At 43.9% G+C, this 18,792-nt stretch carries 17 protein-coding genes; 10 read left to right on the forward strand and 7 right to left on the reverse strand.

All coding sequences use genetic code 11. The features are described 5' to 3' along the window. Window positions 1–268: 268 nt before the first annotated feature. Window positions 269–1,666, reverse strand: coding sequence for a tryptophanase (locus LYZ37_RS21470; RefSeq protein ID WP_171320081.1), 1,398 nt, complete (start codon window positions 1,664–1,666; stop codon window positions 269–271). Between the two features lie 428 nt (window positions 1,667–2,094). Between LYZ37_RS21470 and LYZ37_RS21475 the strand changes: the two genes are divergently transcribed. After that, a complete protein-coding gene (locus LYZ37_RS21475) occupies window positions 2,095–2,733 on the forward strand; it encodes a DUF2057 family protein (RefSeq protein ID WP_272787537.1) in 639 nt (212 codons plus the stop codon). A 73-nt stretch (window positions 2,734–2,806) separates the two neighbouring features. Here the strand turns inward: LYZ37_RS21475 and LYZ37_RS21480 are convergent, their stop codons facing one another. Then, on the reverse strand, window positions 2,807–4,078 hold the full coding sequence (locus LYZ37_RS21480; protein ID WP_272787538.1) for an HD-GYP domain-containing protein: 1,272 nt from the start codon (window positions 4,076–4,078) through the stop codon (window positions 2,807–2,809). Between the two features lie 225 nt (window positions 4,079–4,303). Between LYZ37_RS21480 and LYZ37_RS21485 the strand changes: the two genes are divergently transcribed. The 6 genes from LYZ37_RS21485 to sstT all read left to right on the forward strand — a co-directional run bounded on the left by LYZ37_RS21485 (window position 4,304) and on the right by sstT (window position 9,160). Then, window positions 4,304–4,837 (forward strand): GNAT family N-acetyltransferase, encoded by a 534-nt coding sequence (locus LYZ37_RS21485; protein ID WP_272787539.1) that lies wholly within the window; start codon window positions 4,304–4,306, stop codon window positions 4,835–4,837. Window positions 4,838–4,937: 100 nt separating this feature from the next. Continuing rightward, a complete protein-coding gene (locus LYZ37_RS21490; protein WP_272787540.1) occupies window positions 4,938–5,366 on the forward strand; it encodes a hypothetical protein in 429 nt (142 codons plus the stop codon). Continuing rightward, the gene (locus LYZ37_RS21495; protein ID WP_272787541.1) at window positions 5,363–5,956 is read left to right on the forward strand and encodes an SCO family protein; all 594 of its coding nucleotides are present in this window, start codon (window positions 5,363–5,365) and stop codon (window positions 5,954–5,956) included. Before LYZ37_RS21490 ends, LYZ37_RS21495 begins: the two co-directional genes overlap by 4 nt. A gap of 5 nt (window positions 5,957–5,961) precedes the next feature. Then, window positions 5,962–6,411 carry a copper chaperone PCu(A)C gene (locus LYZ37_RS21500; protein WP_272787542.1) on the forward strand — a complete coding sequence of 150 codons (450 nt, stop codon included), beginning with the start codon at window positions 5,962–5,964 and terminating at the stop codon, window positions 6,409–6,411. Window positions 6,412–6,651: 240 nt separating this feature from the next. After that, window positions 6,652–7,716 carry a ribosome small subunit-dependent GTPase A gene (rsgA, locus tag LYZ37_RS21505; protein WP_272787543.1) on the forward strand — a complete coding sequence of 355 codons (1,065 nt, stop codon included), beginning with the start codon at window positions 6,652–6,654 and terminating at the stop codon, window positions 7,714–7,716. A 223-nt stretch (window positions 7,717–7,939) separates the two neighbouring features. Beyond that, the gene (sstT, locus tag LYZ37_RS21510) at window positions 7,940–9,160 is read left to right on the forward strand and encodes a serine/threonine transporter SstT (RefSeq protein WP_272787544.1); all 1,221 of its coding nucleotides are present in this window, start codon (window positions 7,940–7,942) and stop codon (window positions 9,158–9,160) included. Between the two features lie 50 nt (window positions 9,161–9,210). On the opposite strand, the gene LYZ37_RS21515 is transcribed toward sstT, so the two are convergent. Beyond that, entirely contained in the window at window positions 9,211–10,353 is a 1,143-nt protein-coding gene (locus LYZ37_RS21515) for a tetratricopeptide repeat protein (protein WP_272787545.1), read from the reverse strand. A gap of 382 nt (window positions 10,354–10,735) precedes the next feature. Between LYZ37_RS21515 and nagB the strand changes: the two genes are divergently transcribed. Further along, window positions 10,736–11,536: a glucosamine-6-phosphate deaminase gene (gene nagB / locus LYZ37_RS21520; protein ID WP_004745784.1), complete on the forward strand. Its 801-nt coding sequence runs from the start codon at window positions 10,736–10,738 to the stop codon at window positions 11,534–11,536. A 56-nt stretch (window positions 11,537–11,592) separates the two neighbouring features. Here the strand turns inward: nagB and LYZ37_RS21525 are convergent, their stop codons facing one another. From LYZ37_RS21525 to LYZ37_RS21535, 3 genes are all read right to left on the reverse strand, one after another. Then, the gene (locus tag LYZ37_RS21525) at window positions 11,593–11,766 is read right to left on the reverse strand and encodes a hypothetical protein (RefSeq protein WP_272787546.1); all 174 of its coding nucleotides are present in this window, start codon (window positions 11,764–11,766) and stop codon (window positions 11,593–11,595) included. An 82-nt stretch (window positions 11,767–11,848) separates the two neighbouring features. Next, window positions 11,849–12,661: a PilZ domain-containing protein gene (locus tag LYZ37_RS21530; RefSeq protein WP_272787547.1), complete on the reverse strand. Its 813-nt coding sequence runs from the start codon at window positions 12,659–12,661 to the stop codon at window positions 11,849–11,851. 498 nt (window positions 12,662–13,159) lie between these two features. Then, on the reverse strand, window positions 13,160–13,879 hold the full coding sequence (locus LYZ37_RS21535) for an SDR family oxidoreductase (RefSeq protein ID WP_171381130.1): 720 nt from the start codon (window positions 13,877–13,879) through the stop codon (window positions 13,160–13,162). 153 nt (window positions 13,880–14,032) lie between these two features. Between LYZ37_RS21535 and LYZ37_RS21540 the strand changes: the two genes are divergently transcribed. Next, window positions 14,033–14,932, forward strand: coding sequence for a LysR family transcriptional regulator (locus LYZ37_RS21540; protein ID WP_272787548.1), 900 nt, complete (start codon window positions 14,033–14,035; stop codon window positions 14,930–14,932). On the opposite strand, the gene LYZ37_RS21545 is transcribed toward LYZ37_RS21540, so the two are convergent. Further along, window positions 14,929–16,365, reverse strand: a complete 1,437-nt coding sequence (locus LYZ37_RS21545) for a coniferyl aldehyde dehydrogenase (RefSeq protein ID WP_272787549.1) — start codon at window positions 16,363–16,365, stop codon at window positions 14,929–14,931. The genes LYZ37_RS21540 and LYZ37_RS21545 overlap by 4 nt on opposite strands. A gap of 460 nt (window positions 16,366–16,825) precedes the next feature. Between LYZ37_RS21545 and LYZ37_RS21550 the strand changes: the two genes are divergently transcribed. Next, on the forward strand, window positions 16,826–18,577 hold the full coding sequence (locus LYZ37_RS21550) for an SgrR family transcriptional regulator (RefSeq protein WP_272787550.1): 1,752 nt from the start codon (window positions 16,826–16,828) through the stop codon (window positions 18,575–18,577). Window positions 18,578–18,792 lie beyond the last annotated feature (215 nt).

The following is an 18,792-nucleotide window of genomic DNA, read 5'->3' on the forward strand; positions in this document are numbered from 1 at the left end:
TTTAAGAGACTTTTTTTTAGGAGAAAAAAATAAAAGCTATTTACGAGTGACGATAAGAAATCATTTTGTTGTTGCTAAGTTGTTACATTCCAAAGTGGATATCGAGCCAAAATTTATAAATTCAATTCGTGTTAGCATAAATAATATATCAATCAACAATTTACAGAAATCAGTGCTATAAAATTATTGATAATCAACATAGAAAACTGCCACAACTTGATGAAGCTGTGGCAGTTTGAATGACATTTGTTAAATCAGATAAAGCCGATTATTTGGACTTAAAACGCGCCGTGAAATGACGAAGTACCGGCGGCTCGTAATCAAATGTCAGCCCTTTTAGCTCGTGCGCACGCTCTTTCAAAGCGATGATCGCATCAGCAATATAGTCCATGTGATCATTGGTATAGACACGTCTTGGGATGGTCAGACGCATCAACTCTAGCTCAGATGCTTTCTGTTCGCCTGTTTCAGGGTCTCTACCAAGAAGCAGTGAACCTATCTCGACCGCGCGAATACCCGCTTCTAGATACAAGGCATTACACAGAACCTGCGCAGGGAACTCATCAGCTGGGATATGGGGAAGTATTTTAGCCGCATCAACAAACACTGCGTGTCCACCTGTTGGGTATTGGATTGGAATTCCACCTTCTCTTAGGCGCTCACCGAGATACTCCACCTGGCTGATTCGGTAATGTAAGTAGTCTTCATCCGCACCTTCATACAAACCACGAGCAAGCGCTTCCATATCACGCCCTGCCATACCACCATAGGTGACAAACCCCTCCATGGGTACGCAGCGAGTCTGAACGGCTTGAAACAGCTCTTCATGATCGCGAATACAACAAAGGCCACCGATATTAACCATAGGGTCTTTCTTCGCTGACATAGTCAGCATGTCACCGTATTGGTACATCTCACGAATAATTTCTAAGATGGACTTATCTTGATAGCCCTCTTCGCGCTGTTTGATGAAATAAGCATTTTCACAGTAACGCGCAGAATCAATCACAACCGGAATATCGTTTTTGGTTGCAATTTCATACACGGCACGCATGTTCTCCATCGAAACTGGCTGACCACCAGAACTATTACACGTCACGGTAGTGATAATTGCGCAGATGTTTTCTGAGCCGTGCGCCTCAATCGTCGATTGCAACTTGTCTAAATCAAAGTTGCCCTTCCAGTCGTAAGGTGTCGTCGTGTCAAAAGCGTGTTTATCCACCACATTAATAGCCTTACCACCGTTGAGCTCAATGTGACCAGCCGTCGTGTCAAAGTGATAGTTGGAAATGAACACTGGCTCCGTTCCCCCCCGGACGGCTTTCATCCGCTCAATCAATGCAGGAAATAGAATTTGTTCAGCGCCACGTCCTTGGTGCGCTGGCACGGTGAGTTTATAACCAAAGAAATGTTCTACCGCTGCGCATAAGTTGTAGTAGTTTCGGCTACCCGCATAAGACTCATCCCCCATCATTAAGCCAGCCCACTGGTTATCACTCATCGCGCCGGTGCCTGAATCGGTCAACAGATCAATGTAGACGTCGTCACTTCTGAGTAGAAACGGGTTTAATCCTGCTTCATTTAACGCGTCAACTCGATCGTCATACGTCGTCATTTTGATAGGCTCAACCATTTTGATACGGAAAGGTTCTGGGATACGTTTCATCATTAATTTCCTTTAAATAGATCTAGTCACCCGCTGCAATTAATCGCGGGTAATGTTGATTTTGAATAAGATTTTTTCGGTGCGGAAAGCACCTCAAGGTCATTAACGAAGAGTCGTTTCTTTGTTTAGTAGGGAAAGGGTGTAGTCAACGTTATACCATGGCGACAACACTAGTCTGCTGTCTAACATATCGGTATATGCCATAGCGTTATCCTCCTGATTCATTGTACACCTAGTTAATATAGTCTAGTTATTATCCAGATTACCGTGAAAGATAGCTCAAATTTATAAACTGACGTGCCACATTAACGTGAGCACTAATTAAGATTTGATGAATTTTTCAAACTTCTTACATTCGCATCTTGAAATCATGCGGCGAGCTAGGCACTCTCTTTGCAGTTTAAGTGCCTGTTTATTAGGAACCAAAAATGAAAATAAAAACAACATTACTTGCTGCAATCGCTTTAGGTACCAGTGGTCTCGCTGCTGCTGACGTAACTATCTCGATTCCAGACACTATCGACGTCTTAGTGGTGAACGATGCAAAACCTGAGCTATCAGGCAGCTTCTTTTCATCCAAAACGCTTACGCTACCTAACGGTGAAAACCAAATCTTATTTACTTACCAGCCATACTTCGACCAAGGTAAAGATCGCGTGATCCTTGAAAGTGATCCAATTATCGGAACCTTCAATGTCGCTGACCAAGAACTGGAATTTGAATTACCTAAGTACCGCAACGAAAGCGAAGGTTCGAAGAAAATTCGTGACTTAGAATGGTCTTTAAAAGATGAAAGCGGTCAAGCGATCGAAATGAAGCAAGACAAGCTGGTGAAGGAAGGGATGCAAATCGGCCGAAACCACAAAATTGAACTGGCTGAATACAACCGTCGTGGTGGCATTGCAGCAGTTTCAACAGCAGCTGTGGTTCCAGTAACCTTGCCAGCACAAATTGACGGCAAACCTGTGAAAGCTGGCGATAACACTGCAGAAGAAATGCTGCATTTCTGGTACAGCAAAGCAGATGCAGAAACCCAAGCTCGCTTTAAAGCATTTGTAAACCAGTAATGATCTTAAGGCCCGCTGACCTTTTGAGCTAATTTTTGCAGTAGAAAGGCGCGCAAACCCTAATAAGCCAGTACTAAACGAGTACTGGCTTTTTACTTTCTTGGCCTGTCGAGATCCGGTAACACTCCTGTGCATTCTCTACCAAGCAATCAAATACCTTGCGATCAAGCTGATTGTGATTAACCATCTGTTCAATGATGTCAATCGCTTCCTCTAAAGGAAGACCTTCTCGATAAGGACGAGATTGTGTGAGCGCTTGAAAGACATCCGTCACTGCAATCAATCGGCTTGGCTGGTCAAGCTGGCTAGCGGACAACCCTAATGGATAACCTGACCCATCAAGCCGCTCATGGTGATTAGATGCCCATTCTACAATTTGCTGATTGGTAAACATTCGTTGAATGGCATGACGAGAATCTGTTGCGTGACGGCGAATACACGCATACTCTTCATCCGACAGCTGATCAGGCTTATGCAATATCGCACTCGGCGTTTTAAGTTTGCCAATATCGTGAATTAATCCCGCTAGATAGAGCATTTTTCTTGCTCGTTCAGAGTAACCCAATTTATGGGCAAAAAATTCAGCGAGCTGGGCAACGTGTAATGAGTGTTGATAGGTGAACGAACTTTTCGCGTCGACGATTTGAGCAAAGAGCTCTGCCACTTCAATCGACTCGTCTAAGCCAATAGGATCTCGATAAAGTGGAGTGAAAGTATAAGACAGGCTCTCTATATATCTCGCTTCCATCGAAAACCAGAAATCATCGCACTGAACCAACTCACTCATCACTCGGACTTGAGTCGGTTCAAACATAGTACCTGAGTTTGCTTGTAGCTCACCGATAATACTCTTCTTACTTACTTCGGTGATATTGCCATACGAATCTAACGCATAATTGCCGTGTAGATAATCAAGACGATCAGCTAAAAACAGCAAGGTCGCATACTGCTTAACATCATCACTCACAGCATGAATGCCTTTTAACTCTTGCCACCAAGTATGATGGAGTAAAACAGGCATGGCAAGCTCTGACAAAGGTCGACAAGCTTTAAGCAGCTCATAACCTTTGACACAGTGTTTGCGAGTATTCCTTGGCGCGAGTGCAGCCAGCAGTTCACCCACTTCAGCACTCTCAGATACTCCACAATCATGAATCAAACCCAGTGAGAAGACGGTTTGACATCGGTCTTCATCCCAGCCCATCCGCTGAGCACAGCGATAGGCGATATACGCGACTCTGTGTCCATGATAGATATCATCAACACCTACCGCGTCCAGAGCATAGGCTATTTCAAATAATACGCGACGTAGATCGACACTAACTTCGTCTTGAGGCACTTCCATACTAACGCTTTTATCATTTATAAATAATTATTATGCGAGGCAGGGTATACGAAAGTGGTATCTATAAACCATAAATAGTGAATGGTTATTGTGAGAAATGTGACCCCTGCTACGCAGTGCATATTTTTCGTGCTAGAAATCAAATTACTATTACATGATATTGTCCTAGCCATCACCTTTGTAGTTTGTTAGGTTAGTTTAATTAACATATGCAAGGAATAGACTATGTTTACACAGAAAGTGGATGACGATATTTCCATCGCACTGGTTCAAGAATCCTTTGCCGTCAAATACAGTAAACTGGTCACTGACCAAATTGACTATTTATCCCAATGGCTTGCTTGGCCACCTCATTGCACGAGTGAACAAGATTTTCGTCTGTTTGTACAACGCGTGCTGCATGAATACGCAGAAGGAAAAACCATTACTTGTGCCATTGTGTATCGTGGAGAAATCGTTGGAAACTGTAGCTGTTTCAATATTGACTATGACACTAAATGCCTAGAAATAGGCTATTGGTTATCAAAGCACCACCAAGGCAATGGAATTGTCACTCGCGTTGTCAAACATCTAATCGATTTTGCCTTTAACGAGTTAAACATTGAAAAAGTCCAACTTTCAGCAGCGGTAGAAAACCGAGCAAGTCGGAGTGTTGCTGAACGGTCAGGGATGACTCTGGAAGGTGTGATCACCAATCAAGAAAAAATCGGTGAACGTATTCTCGACCACGCTATCTATGGCATTCACAGAAATCGTTAGTGTTGAGTTGACGCTGAGCACAATTTTACTCGTTATCTCATAGATATAGAGTGCTATATGCTAGGATTGCGCTCGTTTTTAAACTCTCGGGATAGATGTTATGCCCAGCTATGCAAAGTTTCTTCTTATTGCCGTTGCGTTAGGTGCCGGTTTCTTTGCCAGTGATATTGTTAAGTGGTATCAATCGACAAATCAACAGGTATCTCTAGACGACTACTGCCTGCTTACGACTAGCCAGTGTCAGCAAGACTCTATCTCTGTTCAAGCGAATAAAGACATCACTCACCCACTCGTCCCCACCCAAGTGACGGTCAACTGGGAAAGCGCCAACAGCGATAGTCTGATGATGACTTTAGAAGGGTATGAGATGGATATGGGCACTGTTGTGTTTAAGATCGACAAATCTGACTCGGGAACTTTTACTGGTGAAGTTGTGTTACCTGTGTGCACAGAAGACGCGATGACTTGGTATGGCACCATCACTGACGGCAAACAATCAATCAATACATCAATAAGGATGGAACGATGAGTAAGAACTGGTCATTAATCCTAGTCGCCGCCTTTGTTCTTGGCTTTGGACTGAAAAGCTATCTCGATCATCAAAATAGTGATGCACCTCTCGCTCAAGATACATCTAGCATTACGCTGTTTGGTGAAGACAACAAAGCGGTGTCACTTTTCGATCCTCAAGATACACGAATTAGAGTCGTTTACTTTGGCTTTACTCGTTGTCCAGATGTATGCCCAACGTCTTTGGCCATGCTGGCAGGCGCGCTGAACCAAATTGATCAAGAAACGAAAGAACACTTCCGCCCAGTGTTTATCTCGCTGGATCCGGAGCGTGATGCGGCTGCTGACTCATACAAATACGCTCAATACTTTCACCCAATGATTGAGGGGCTTTCAGCGCCTTTAGAGGTCACTACCCCACTTGCTCATCAGTATGGTGTGATTTTCCGTAAAACCGAATTAGAAAACTCTGAATTGAAATATACGCTGGATCACAGCTCCTATTTCTATTTCCTCAAACCAGATGGCACATTAATCACAAAAGTGCCACACACGCTCACGCCAGCACCGCTGGTTGAAGCCTTTAAAACGATTACATCAAAAGGATAGTCAGGATGAAACTTCAAGCCCTTCTCTTAGCCTCTTTGGCATTAAGCCCTTTTGCTTATGCAGATTCAGATATCATGGCTCATCACACCTACGCACGTGCTACGCCACCCAATGCAGCAACCAGTGCCGTGTTTGGTGAGTTTATGAATCATAGTGATAAAGACCGTTATATCGTCTCCGCTACCACAGATGCGGCAGGTAAAGTTGAATTGCACGATGTGATCAAAGAGGGCGATGTGATGAAAATGCGCCAAGTTGAGCAAATTACCATCCCAGCAAATGGGACTGCGGTTCTAAAACCTGGCAGCCTACATATTATGCTATTCAACCTAACGAAACCTTTTGCTGAAGGCGATAGCATTGATGTTCAGCTCACCTTTGCCAATGGCGACCAACAAACCATCAAAGCTCCGATTAAGAAAGTGATGAGTGGTATGAAACATCACCACCACTAAGCAATGATTTTAATATAAGAGGTGGGCAAATGTTCACCTCTTTTGCTATGATAGCTGGCGTAAACACAAGTAAGTCCATAGGAGGATACGATGATTGTACTTAAAACCCACCCGGCAAAATTGGTGAAGTCACTTTAATAACCCACTTCTACCCTTCCTTTGCCCGGTGTTATCTAAACCGGGGTCTTAAGACCCTAGCAAATTTATATAGATACAGATATCTGTATGCTTGGGGCAACTATGAATACCAAAGCAAATACACCAATGTCTTTAGCGACACTTGGTTGGAACAACCTATTTCAACAACAACTTACACTAGAAGATTTAGAGCAAGAGTTCACAGCCGCTCGTATCACTGAGCACCACCGCAGTGGCTATAAGCTATTGAGCGAATCTGGTGAGTTACCATTAGAGATCCATAAATCACTACCCTCTATGACAGTGGGTGACTGGATTTTGATTGACGGCAATCAGCACTTTGTGAAGCTTTTGGACAGACAATCCTTGTTCCATCGCAAAGCAGCAGGTAGCAAAGTCAACGAGCAGCTCATTGCAGCTAACGTCACAACCTTGTTTATTGTTTGCTCACTGAATGAAGATTTTAATCTCAGTCGAATTGAGCGTTACCTCGCGATTGCCCATGAAGCTGATGTTGAACCTGTTATTGTTCTCACTAAAGCTGACTTAGCCAGCGATGCTGAAGACAAGAAAAGGCAAGTACAACAGCTAGACCCATTGTTGATGATCGAAACTGTCAATGCGCTTGATAAAGCACACAGTGAAAAGCTATTGCCTTGGTGTCAAAGCGGGAAAACCGTCGCCTTCATGGGCTCATCAGGTGTGGGCAAATCGACATTGGTGAACACCTTGCTGCAGGACCAAGTCCAGCTCACAGGTGGTATCAGAGAAGACGACAGTAAAGGTCGCCACACAACAACAAGTCGCTCTATGCACTTTATGCCGACAGGGGCCGTTTTAATCGACACCCCAGGAATGCGTGAATTGCAATTGATTGACTGTGCAGATGGTGTGGCTGAAACCTTCTCTGACGTGGAGTCACTGGCTGCACAATGCCGATTTTCGGATTGCCAACATCAGGACGAACCTAACTGTCGTGTGAGAGAGGCCATCGAGTCAGGTGAATTGGAAGAGAGGCGATTAACGAACTATATGAAACTACTGCGAGAGCAGCGTCGAAACAGTGCAACCATTGCTGAAAAACGTGCCTCGTTTAAAAAGCAGACCAAGTTTTATAAAAAAGTTCAAAATGCGAGCCGCAATCAGAAGCACAGTAACGGCTATTAGAGTCATTCTCACAACATGGTAAAAGGGGCGCCTGCCCCTTTTTTGTTACTCGCAAAACACAAGATTAAAACATAAAATTCACAAAAACCGATTGTAGTTAATTTTTAATGCTAATTTTCAATTAATTCTAGACACAATGTTTCAAGTCGCTAGTATGTCTGTCTCAGTTTGCAATAACTGAAATTACTATAAATTTATAAAACTATTCATTGCAGGGATAACTATGCAACACAACTCTCTTATTGCACGCTTTGCACGTGGCAATCTGGTTTTGCAGATCCTAGCCGGCATCATTCTTGGTGTGGGTTTAGCGACCGTCTCTCCAGAGCACGCAAAAAGCGTCGGTTTACTTGGAAGTCTTTTTGTCGGAGCACTAAAAGCAGTAGCGCCTATTCTTGTTTTCATTTTGGTAGCAGCATCGATTGCTAACCAAAAGAAAAACCAGCATACCTACATGCGCCCAATTGTGGTTCTTTACCTTTTCGGTACCTTTACTGCCGCTTTAACCGCAGTGGTACTTAGCTTCTTATTCCCAACCACGTTGACGCTTGTTTCTGGTGCTGAAGGGGCAACGCCTCCGCAAGGTATTGCTGAAGTACTTAACACGCTACTGTTTAAACTTGTCGACAACCCAGTCAATGCATTAATGAGTGCGAATTACATTGGCATTCTAGCTTGGGCTATCGGTCTAGGTTTAGCGCTGCACCACGCCTCTGGTACAACAAAGGCAGTGTTTGAAGACTTAAGCCACGGCGTTTCTCAGATCGTACGCTTTATCATCCGTCTAGCACCATTTGGTATCTTTGGCCTTGTTGCTTCAACACTGGCAACGACAGGCTTCGAAGCACTAGCTGGTTACGCTCAATTGCTCGTAGTTCTTTTAAGCTCAATGGCGATCATCGCATTGGTTGTTAACCCAATCATTGTATTCGTTAAAACAGGTGAGAACCCTTATCCACTTGTTCTGCAGTGTATTCGTGAAAGTGGCGTAACAGCATTCTTTACACGTTCAAGTGCTGCAAACATCCCTGTAAATATGGCGCTGTGTGAGAAGCTAAAACTGGACGAAGATACTTACTCAGTATCCATTCCGTTAGGTGCAACCATTAACATGGCAGGTGCTGCAATTACCATCACGACGCTAACACTTGCTGCTGTTCATACCATGGGTATTGAGGTTGATCTACTCACCGCATTACTGCTCAGTATTGTTGCCGCGGTATCGGCATGTGGTGCATCAGGTGTTGCGGGCGGCTCTCTACTCTTGATCCCACTTGCTTGTGGACTATTTGGTATTCCAAATGAAATCGCGATGCAGGTAGTTGCTGTTGGCTTCATCATTGGTGTTGTGCAAGATTCTGCAGAAACCGCACTTAACAGTTCAACTGACGTAGTGTTTACTGCCGCAGTATGTAAAGCGAAGCAAAAGCAAACTAAGCAGTAATTGTTAGATTACATCCACTAAAATGGCCTCGTGAGTAACGAGGCCATTTTTTATTGCTTATCCATTGGCGACTGAGAATAGTCTACTGTGCCAGGTGACTCACTGACTTTAATTTCTTCATCAGGAGGTGGGCTTGCTTCCACTTGCGATGTGTTATCTGCTGTACCCACTCCCAAAGCATCAATATGTTCATCTGTTGGTATAGAGCGCTTGTACAGCTTATTCAGAGCTTTAATAATCGAATGTTTACTGACTTTATTGTCGCGGATCCTTTTAACCATAGGTTTCGCTAAGCTTTGCAAGCCAACAACCGTGTCTACCCCGATATTCAAAGCGACCTGATCTCTTAAGTTTCTCGCTGGTTCATGGCCCAACTGGCCGGCTAAGAATAGCCAAATATACGCCAAAGCATTGCCATTGGGTTTTTGATCCATCCATGCTTCACCCGCTTTATACATAGCGTCAAGATGGCCTTTTTCAGCGGCTCGCTCAAGCCAGTAGATACCGCGTTCAAAATTACTCGCTACACCACGTCCTTGGATATAGTTAAGCCCTAACTTCATGCGCCCTTCATTACTGCGTAGCTCTGCTGCTTTGCGGTAATAGTCTGTTGATTTACTAGGACTTTTGTCTGGGTTATTCGCCGCGATATACCAATCGCCGAGGAAAACTAAAGCATTGATATGATCTTGTGCCGCGGCAGACTCCATGACAGATAACCCTTTCGGCAAATTCACTTCGGTTCCTCGACCTGTAAACAGTGCCTGGGCCATTTCAAACTGATGAGGTAAGCTGCCCTCTGAAGCTGAGATGCACACCTGCCAAAACTTGGCTTGCTCCTTAAGCACAAGATCTTGCTTCATCTTGTTGCTGATCCGAACAACGCCGTACATGCCAGTGACATTGTCGAGTTTTGCCGCCTTTGTGTACCAATAAACCGCTTCTTGAGGCCTTGTACGCTCTGACTCTTTAGCCAGATAGAGAATCGTTGGTACATGACCACCTTCAGCCTTCATAATTCTTTCATCATGCTCTTGCTTACGGTTCTTTTCCATCGCTTTACGATAAGCAATCTCGCGTTCTTTACGCTCCTGTTCAAGACGCTTTTTACGCAAAGATAGGGCTAGCATCCACAAAAACATGCAGAGAAGCAGCAAACCTGTCGCCCCAATGGCGATCCCCATAATATTCATTTGTTGTTCTTTTACTTCCTTTAGGCGCTCTACTAATAATAGTATCGGCACAAAAACCAAATGGTTGAGCGCATCATCTTAACTCAGAACACTAATCACCGTTACGTAATCAACATAAGGGTGGTATCTGCTTCACAACGTCACTGCTAATCCCTGTGGAGATATCTCAAACATCTTATTTTAGTGATTAAAATTTAAGTTTATTTGTCAGCAACACTACTACTATTTTAGACAACGCAATCGAATACACCGTACTCAAGCAAGAGACTTTCTCAAGAAATAGAGAAAAATTGACCGAAAACAATAGCAGTTGAAGTTAACTTATTTTATAATGCGAATTAATGTTTCAGAGCATCATAATTTCCAATACTAGGGGCAAAAAATGAGACTTATCCCGTTAAATCAAGCAGCACAAGTAGGTAAGTGGGCAGCGGCGCACATTGTTAAACGCATCAACGATTTCAAACCTACTGCAGAGCGTCCTTTTGTTCTAGGTCTACCAACAGGTGGTACACCTCTAGCGACTTACAAAGCGCTTATCGAACTGCATAAAGCTGGCGAAGTTAGCTTTAAGCACGTAGTCACATTTAACATGGATGAGTACATTGGCATCCCTGCGGATCACCCTGAATCGTACCGTTCATTCATGTACAACAACTTCTTCAACCACATTGATATTCAAGAAGAGAACATCAACCTTCTTGACGGCAATGCACAAAACAACGAAGAAGAATGTCAGCGTTACGAAGACAAAATTAAGTCTTACGGCAAGATCAACCTATTTATGGGCGGCGTAGGTAACGACGGTCACATCGCGTTTAACGAGCCTGCGTCATCTCTATCTTCACGTACTCGTATTAAAACGCTAACGGAAGATACTCGTATCGCAAACTCTCGTTTCTTCGATGGCGATATCAACCAAGTACCAAAATACGCGCTAACCATCGGTGTAGGTACACTTCTTGATGCTGAAGAGATCATGATCCTAGTAACAGGTCACAACAAAGCACTAGCACTTGAAGCAGCAGTTGAAGGTAGCGTAAACCACCTATGGACGGTATCTGCACTACAGCTACACCCTAAATCAGTGATCGTATGTGACGAGCCTGCAACTCAAGAATTGAAAGTGAAGACGGTAAAATACTTTACTGAACTTGAAGCTGAGAACATCAAAGGTTTCTAATTCCTTTGCCCAAATTGAAAAATCCGAGCTAGGCTCGGATTTTTTTTGCTTAATGTTTAGCTTTCAGGTATTTCTCCACGCCGTTTTTGCTCTGCACTTGCAACCCAATGTTCATTCGGGTCAAACGCTTCATCACAAAGGTCTATGGAGTACCCCATCTCTAGCACTTCTCTGATGGTGAGATTGTCCGCGACTTGAGTCACTTCACCACGTTGATTACGTAATTCCATATTCGCATTCCTCTCAATACTCGCATGTTTGCCTATTAAGTATACTCAAGAATTACCAATTCATGTGACGAACAAAAAGCGACTACAGAGTAAACTTTTGCTGCATTGAGCAGAAGTTTAAGCTTTCGATCAGATCGCTGACATACTCTAAGCTTTCATCTTCAAACTTAACGCCATACTTTGTGTAGTGAGCGGTTTTGGTAATGTTTTTAACAACAGCCTTTAACACTTCCTCAATCGCTGGAGTGTTTTCTTCACTATTGTGAATTTTCAGCTCGACCATGCTGCCGACTCGATAATTCGTCTTGCCTCTATCAACAACAATTAAGCACCCCTGCTGGGAAACGTCTCTAATTTGGCATAAGTACTTACTGTCTTGCGGTGCGAGAATACCTTCAAGGCTAATCTCTAATCGCGCACTTTCACGCAGACCAAGCACCACTTGAGTCGCTTTAGGTAACGTCACCAGCAGCAATTCATTTTCGCCACCGCTGAGCACGTATTCAATCTTGCTTTTGAAATAAACTCGGGCACCCTCGCCTTTTGAGGAGATGACACATGCCTTCATCACATAGCCACGTTGCATAAACTGCGATTTCTCCTTGGGAGAAACCGACGGCATTTCTAGCAAAAGAATACTGTTGGAATGTAAACCAATATACTTAGTGCGACACTTGAGTATTTTTCCCGTTGGGGTAGTGACAATACACGCAACCTCACAAAGAGGCATTACATTACTAAAAGCGTCTTCTCCATAATGAATAGAGCCAGAGGGCTCCGACGCCTTCTCTACGCGTTCTTCGCTTTGCTCTTGAATCGCGTCAGTCTGGTTTTGAGAGGATTCGGACAGTTGTAATTCTTCACTGTTTTCGTTTTTCTTTTCAGCAACGTCCACAATCAGTGACTCCTATGCAATCTATCACTTATATATTTATAGTCGTTCAAGCGCAAATTGGACAGCCCGTTGAGTTGGCCTTATATGCAACATGAATGCAAGCCTAATCATCCTACTACAAAAATCAAATCTGAAACATTATCTTTAACCAAAAACTTAAGAATCAAATATGAAATCAAAGAAGTGGTAAACAAGGCAGTTTTTGTTGACTAAAGTCTAATATCGCATGCTAAATGAGGAGGGACAGACACGTCCTTTAGTCAAGACTTTAAAATTCACCACTCTCAATAAATCACAAACGACACCATAAAACACAAGAAGTCACTTAGTGATGAGAAACCTCCAAAATTCAAATCAAAAATAACACTAGCGTTATTTAGATAATTATAAGTTAATCAGAAAAAACTGACTTATCCGACGTTATCATCAGTTTACCTTCCAATAAAAAAGCTCTAGCGGAGGCTAGAGCTTTTTGGTGTTTGAACCAACAATGAAGAACTATGGTTGCTGCTTAGTCGGCGCTAAAGCAATTTCGCGAACACAGACGTTTTGCGGTTGGTTGTAGGCAAACTCGACAGCGCGCGCCACATCATCGGCTGCCAGTACACCACCCATGTCAACTTTCCAGTCGTCGTAACCATCTTTAATCTCTTGAGACGTTGTGTGCGAAAGCAGCTCAGTTTCCACAGCTCCTGGTGCAATAGTCGTCACGCGGACATTTGACGCGGCAACTTCTTCGCGAACGTTTTCAGAAATCGCGTGAACGGCAAATTTAGTACCACAATATGCAGCGTGATTAGGGAATGTCTTCTTACCTGCGATTGAGCTGATGTTGATAATTGTGCCGCTATTACGCGACATCATTGGCGCTAGCACTGCCTGCATACCGTTCAAAAGACCAATGACATTTACATCGAACATACGCTTCCATTCGCTAGCATCTTGAGTATCGATTTGACCAAGTAGCATCACGCCTGCATTGTTCACTAAGCCATCAACTGGGCCAAACTTAGCCTCTGCTTTAGCAATAGCCGCTTCGAAGGTTGCTTTATCGGTTACATCGACTTGCTCGCACATGGTGTTCGGAAGTTCCAATGCCTCTAGGCGCTCTACACGACGAGCCAACAGAAGTAGAGGATGACCTTCGTTGCTTAAACGACGAGCAATCGCTTCACCAATACCTGAACTAGCACCTGTGATTACAATAAGTTTTTTCATCTTAATATTTCCTCTGATTTGGATTGAGATACAGCCTGTTTCGCTGCGATGGAGGTATATTAAGAAAAATCACTTTGTTGATATATATCACTTGAGTTGAAACACTATTGTTATACTGCAACAATATAGATTACTCAATTAATGGACTCTAAGATGTTGAATCAGGTTAACCTCGCAGATGTACGCTCATTTGTTTTAATTGCTCAGCTGGGCAATTTTACCAAAGCCGCTGAGGCGCTAGATGTGTCTCGCTCGCACGTTTCGCGCCAAATAAGCAACCTAGAGAAGCAGATGAAGGTAACGTTGCTAATCCGCACTACCCGTAGCTTAAAACTCACCGATGCTGGAAAACAGTTCTATTTACAGTGTGAGAAAGCCCTAGCGGGGATTGACCAAGCTATCTTGTCTGCAGTCGATGACGTGGAGCAAGTTCAAGGTGAGATTCGCATTAACTGTGTAGGAGGCTATCTAGGGGAAGAACTGATTGCACAGATCACCTGCGACTTCATGGAACAGTATCCAAACACTCAGGTTAATCTTGATTTTAGTAGCCATAGGGTCGACTTGCTGGAAGAGGATTTTGATATCGCCTTCCGCATGGGACGTTTGGAAGACTCAGGCTTTGTTGCGCGCAAGTTGATGACAATTGAAATGAGCACACTGGCGACGCCTCAATATCTCAGTACTCATGGTCAACCTTCTCATCCTAAAGAACTCGCGCAGCATCAATGCCTAACTGGTTCAGTAAAGCGTTGGGGGTTCACCCATCAAACCAGTCAAGATAAGGCTGAAATCGCCATTCATGGACATTTACAGTGTAAAAATGGACGTGTATTGGTGAAAGGCGCGTTGAATCATCAAGGTATTATTCGAGTCCCTGCCATCTACTGTCGAGAGGAGCTAGAGCGAGAAGAACTAGTCGAGGTGTTCAATGATTGGGCTATCCCTAGTGTCGATTTCTCTGCAATCTACCATCGAGACAGATACCAACCCAAACGCTTAAGAGTGTTTATTGATTTCGTAAAACAGCGATTTGATGACCTTGCTATTTAGCGTAGAAACAAACGCCCAAGTACCTCCACGGCTAACTTACGGTATTTGAGCAGCAAATAATTCCGTGGTAACCAAGCAGGCGAGTAAAGCACTGTTTTCGCTTTAGTGAAGGTACGGAAGCCTTCCTCGCCGTGATACTGCCCTATCCCAGACTCACCGATTCCACCGAATGGCGCATCCTCTGCAGCGACATGGAGCAAGGTGTCATTGACCACCACGCCACCGCTGTGAGTTTGTTCAATGACTTGGTGCTGTAAAATTTTGTCGTTTGACATCAGGTACAAAGCCAATGGTCGTGGCCTAGCGTTAATAAAAGCAAAAACTTCATTCAAGTGACGATAGCCGATAACTGGCAATATTGGGCCAAAGATCTCTTCTTGCATAAGGAGCATTTTGTCAGAAACACCGGTCACTAAATGTGGCACCATCTGTCTAGGTTCAAGATCTAAATAGTCGATGGTGTGAATGGTTCCGCCTAGGCTTTTTGCATCATGTAAGTAGTGCTGCAACCTTTGATATTGTGCTTGATTAACGATGGTTGTTGATGACGTTAAGCTCCCTTCTTTTACATAGAGCTGGTAGAAGCGTTCCAAATAACGTTCAATGAACTTAAGCTCTTTCCCTTGAGGTACTAAGACGTAATCAGGTGCGACACAGATTTGCCCGGCATTAATAGACTTGCCTAGCAAGATAGCATCCACCGCCTTACTAATATCAGCATCGTTGGCAACAATAGCAGGAGACTTACCACCAAGCTCTAAAGTCACGGGGGTTAGGTTTTTCGCCGCTTCAGCAGCGACTAATCTTCCTACCTTGGTGGAGCCTGTAAACAGTAGGTGATCAAAGGGTAGCGCGCTAAAGTACCGAGATATTTCAGCCCCCCCTTCAACTGGGTAAACGTGCTCCCCTACTTCAGAAAATAGGTCACAGAGTACTTGATTGGTGTTTGGCGTATGTTCACTGAGTTTGACCATTACCCGATTTCCCGCGGCAATCGCCGTCACAATAGGGGCAATACTCAGTACGATAGGGAAGTTCCAAGGCACCATGACCCCGACAACACCTAAAGGTTGATAATTAACACGGACTTTGGAGGGGAATAGTAATAATCCTGCAGATCGCTTGCTCGGTTTGATCCAGCTTTTGAGATGTTTGATGGTGTAGTTGATATGGGTAATTGCAGGCAGTAAATCGCAGATCAAACTGTCGAACTCACTGCGGTATCCATAATCTTGGCGCAGCGCATCGACTAACATTTGTTTGCGTTCTAACAGTTCGTATTTGAGGATGCGAAGCCATTCTAAACGCTGCTCCAACTCCGGATAAGGCAGACTGCTATAGCTCGCTTTTACTTCAGAAAACAGGTGCTTTAGGTCTTGCTCTGTTTTGACGTGTTCCTTCTGCCAACGATTAAGATCGACCACTTTTTCCATACGATAGCCAACATGTTTTTCTTCAATTCTTGGTTAAGCTTAGCCATATTCGCAGACAAAGTCGCCTTATCCAGCTATGAAAATGAACCTGAAGAAAAAAGCAGCACCAGAAAACCGGTCGTGGGGGTCAGGAGCATGTTGTCAGGTGCTGCTTAGTTTTACCAATTCATCAGTTGCAAAAGGCTAACTAATGCCAGTCGCTCGATGAAAGAAGAGCCCTCTTCAAGTTTGGAGCGATAGTAAACACTGAGTTGTGATTCCAGTTTTTCTCTTTTCATCATTTCCTCCTCTGTTGCCACCTATTTTGCGACTTTATAAGGAAGGTAAAAACTGTCAATCTAGGTTAATTTCATTCCCCATAAAGACAGCGATCTGGCAAAAAATGGCAGAAAAGAGTAGCAAAGCGACAAAACTAGGAACAAAATCAATAAACAGATTTCTGGTTTGATGAGTATTTTTTGTGTCTGACTTAAATTTATTGCGTTACTACAGCCGTTTGGTCCCACTTGGTGTTGGCGTCGAGCATAAAACGACATTGCCAATCGTTGCCGATTCGCTATTTACCACCTCCCGTCACGCACGCAACTTGCTGAATCAAATGCTTGATTTGTCTTGGTTATCTTGGATTCCAAAAGCTGGGCGCAATCAACGCTCTACGTTGATCCTTCACCTTCATCTAGACGAACTTAAAGCACAGCTGGCTTCAAAACGAATCCTAGAAGGTAAATATGAAAAGGCGCTGTCGATACTGGATGACGACGAAGTAGCGTTTGGAAGATTGCTACAAAGCACCTCTGGCGCAACAATACGTGAAGGTCTGCTGCATATTCAGCTCACCTACAAACGCCCTTTTGAACGCTTGGTGCCACATCAACTCCAGCGTTCTAGCGAGCGCTATCTGCTAAGGCAAATCTATTGCTGTTTAGTATCGAGTGCTGCCAACGGAAACCTAGAGCCACAGCTTGCTCACCATTGGCGCTATGATGAATCGAATCTTGAGTGGAGCTTTTACCTGCGCCCAGGATTAACCTTTCACAATGGTGAAGCGATCAGTGGTGAGTCGATAGTAAATCTGTTTAAAAAGCTCACAACCTTGGCTGATTATCAGAGCGAGTTAAACCATCTCATCGACGTCTACACACCTTCGCCAAACAAGATTGTTTTTAAGCTTTCTAAACCTGACCTCGGCTTTGGTGGCTTGATTTCAGGCGTTAAGTATTCCATTCAGCCCATCTCGCAAATCAGTGAGGCACCAATCAAGCAAGTCATTGGTTGTGGGCCATTTGAAGTGACCGAACACTCTGAGAGCAAACTCTGTTTACAAGCCTTTGAGCGCTACTACGCTTGCCGCGCGTTAACTGACCAAGTTACGATTTGGCATCTTGACGAATCTGAACTGCAAAACAAGCAAATTCAGACCAATCAGCCAGGAGCTCAAGCAAGTTCAGACTGTAATTACTACGTTTCTCACGCCGTAAGTAAGCACTTAGACCGCAATGTTCAACAAAGCCGTACCGAAGATGGCTGTATGTTTGTGCTCTTTAACCAATGCGGAGAAACGGTATTAGATGACAATCAACGCCGCTTTCTGTCTACTTATTTAACACCGCACAAGGTGTTTAATTACCTAGAACAGCATAACCTACTTTTCGGCTGTGAAGTTGCACAAAACCTGCTGCCGATGTGGCACAAGATCACCCGCCCTGAGATGCCCGAGGCTGCCCTGCCTAAACGGCTGACTATCGCTATCTATGATTACAGCTCGTTGCGAAACTGCGCTTTAGCGGTGAAATACCTGCTGGAGCAATATGGTGTGGAAGTGGTGATTAACAGCTATAGCTATCGCCAGCTGACGACTCTGGCTGAATCTGGTCAGCTTCAAGAGTCTGTCATCATTACCAATATCAACCTTGATGACAATCGACACGCCTCTGCGTTTAACAGCCTTTACCATAATCCTATTATCCAACGCTGTATTGGAGAACAATCGAAGGCATGGCTACTAGATAGGCTAAATCATCTGCGTTCGGACACAGAACTACCGGATTACCTCGACGCTCTCGAACCTATAGCTTCTGCGTTGATCAATCAGTTTTGGCTCTCTCCCCTGTTCCACCACAGACAGACATTGCGCTTTCAGGGAGTGCTTAAAGACGTAGCACTCACCAACTGGGGATGGCCGGATATCAAGAATGTCTGGTCTGCCGATTAGTGTAGTTTTTATCGCACAGCGTTAATCCTTCGAACTCAAAACATAAGACCCTTCGTTAGCTCCTTCTAGCTATAAATTTCCGTGACAACAGTGCGGTTTTTTACTGACAAATGTTTTATTTTTGTCACAAAAAACATCAACACTGGTTCACAGAGTCAACATATTAATTTGAACTCTAAATATCATTTCGCTATTTTTATAACGTATTCATTAAA

This window comes from Vibrio tubiashii (genome assembly GCF_028551255.1).
Classification (GTDB): Bacteria; Pseudomonadota; Gammaproteobacteria; order Enterobacterales; family Vibrionaceae; genus Vibrio; species Vibrio tubiashii_B.

Excerpts from the sequence above, each read along its gene's own strand:
- LYZ37_RS21470 (WP_171320081.1), bottom strand. The coding sequence starts at position 1,666 with ATGAAACGTATCCCAGAACCTTTCCGTATCAAAATGGTTGAGCCTATC.
- LYZ37_RS21475 (WP_272787537.1), top strand. The coding sequence starts at position 2,095 with ATGAAAATAAAAACAACATTACTTGCTGCAATCGCTTTAGGTACCAGT.
- LYZ37_RS21480 (WP_272787538.1), bottom strand. The coding sequence starts at position 4,078 with ATGGAAGTGCCTCAAGACGAAGTTAGTGTCGATCTACGTCGCGTATTA.
- LYZ37_RS21485 (WP_272787539.1), top strand. The coding sequence starts at position 4,304 with ATGTTTACACAGAAAGTGGATGACGATATTTCCATCGCACTGGTTCAA.
- LYZ37_RS21490 (WP_272787540.1), top strand. The coding sequence starts at position 4,938 with ATGCCCAGCTATGCAAAGTTTCTTCTTATTGCCGTTGCGTTAGGTGCC.
- LYZ37_RS21495 (WP_272787541.1), top strand. The coding sequence starts at position 5,363 with ATGAGTAAGAACTGGTCATTAATCCTAGTCGCCGCCTTTGTTCTTGGC.
- LYZ37_RS21500 (WP_272787542.1), top strand. The coding sequence starts at position 5,962 with ATGAAACTTCAAGCCCTTCTCTTAGCCTCTTTGGCATTAAGCCCTTTT.
- rsgA (WP_272787543.1), top strand. The coding sequence starts at position 6,652 with ATGAATACCAAAGCAAATACACCAATGTCTTTAGCGACACTTGGTTGG.
- sstT (WP_272787544.1), top strand. The coding sequence starts at position 7,940 with ATGCAACACAACTCTCTTATTGCACGCTTTGCACGTGGCAATCTGGTT.
- LYZ37_RS21515 (WP_272787545.1), bottom strand. The coding sequence starts at position 10,353 with ATGAATATTATGGGGATCGCCATTGGGGCGACAGGTTTGCTGCTTCTC.
- nagB (WP_004745784.1), top strand. The coding sequence starts at position 10,736 with ATGAGACTTATCCCGTTAAATCAAGCAGCACAAGTAGGTAAGTGGGCA.
- LYZ37_RS21525 (WP_272787546.1), bottom strand. The coding sequence starts at position 11,766 with ATGGAATTACGTAATCAACGTGGTGAAGTGACTCAAGTCGCGGACAAT.
- LYZ37_RS21535 (WP_171381130.1), bottom strand. The coding sequence starts at position 13,879 with ATGAAAAAACTTATTGTAATCACAGGTGCTAGTTCAGGTATTGGTGAA.
- LYZ37_RS21540 (WP_272787548.1), top strand. The coding sequence starts at position 14,033 with ATGTTGAATCAGGTTAACCTCGCAGATGTACGCTCATTTGTTTTAATT.
- LYZ37_RS21545 (WP_272787549.1), bottom strand. The coding sequence starts at position 16,365 with ATGGAAAAAGTGGTCGATCTTAATCGTTGGCAGAAGGAACACGTCAAA.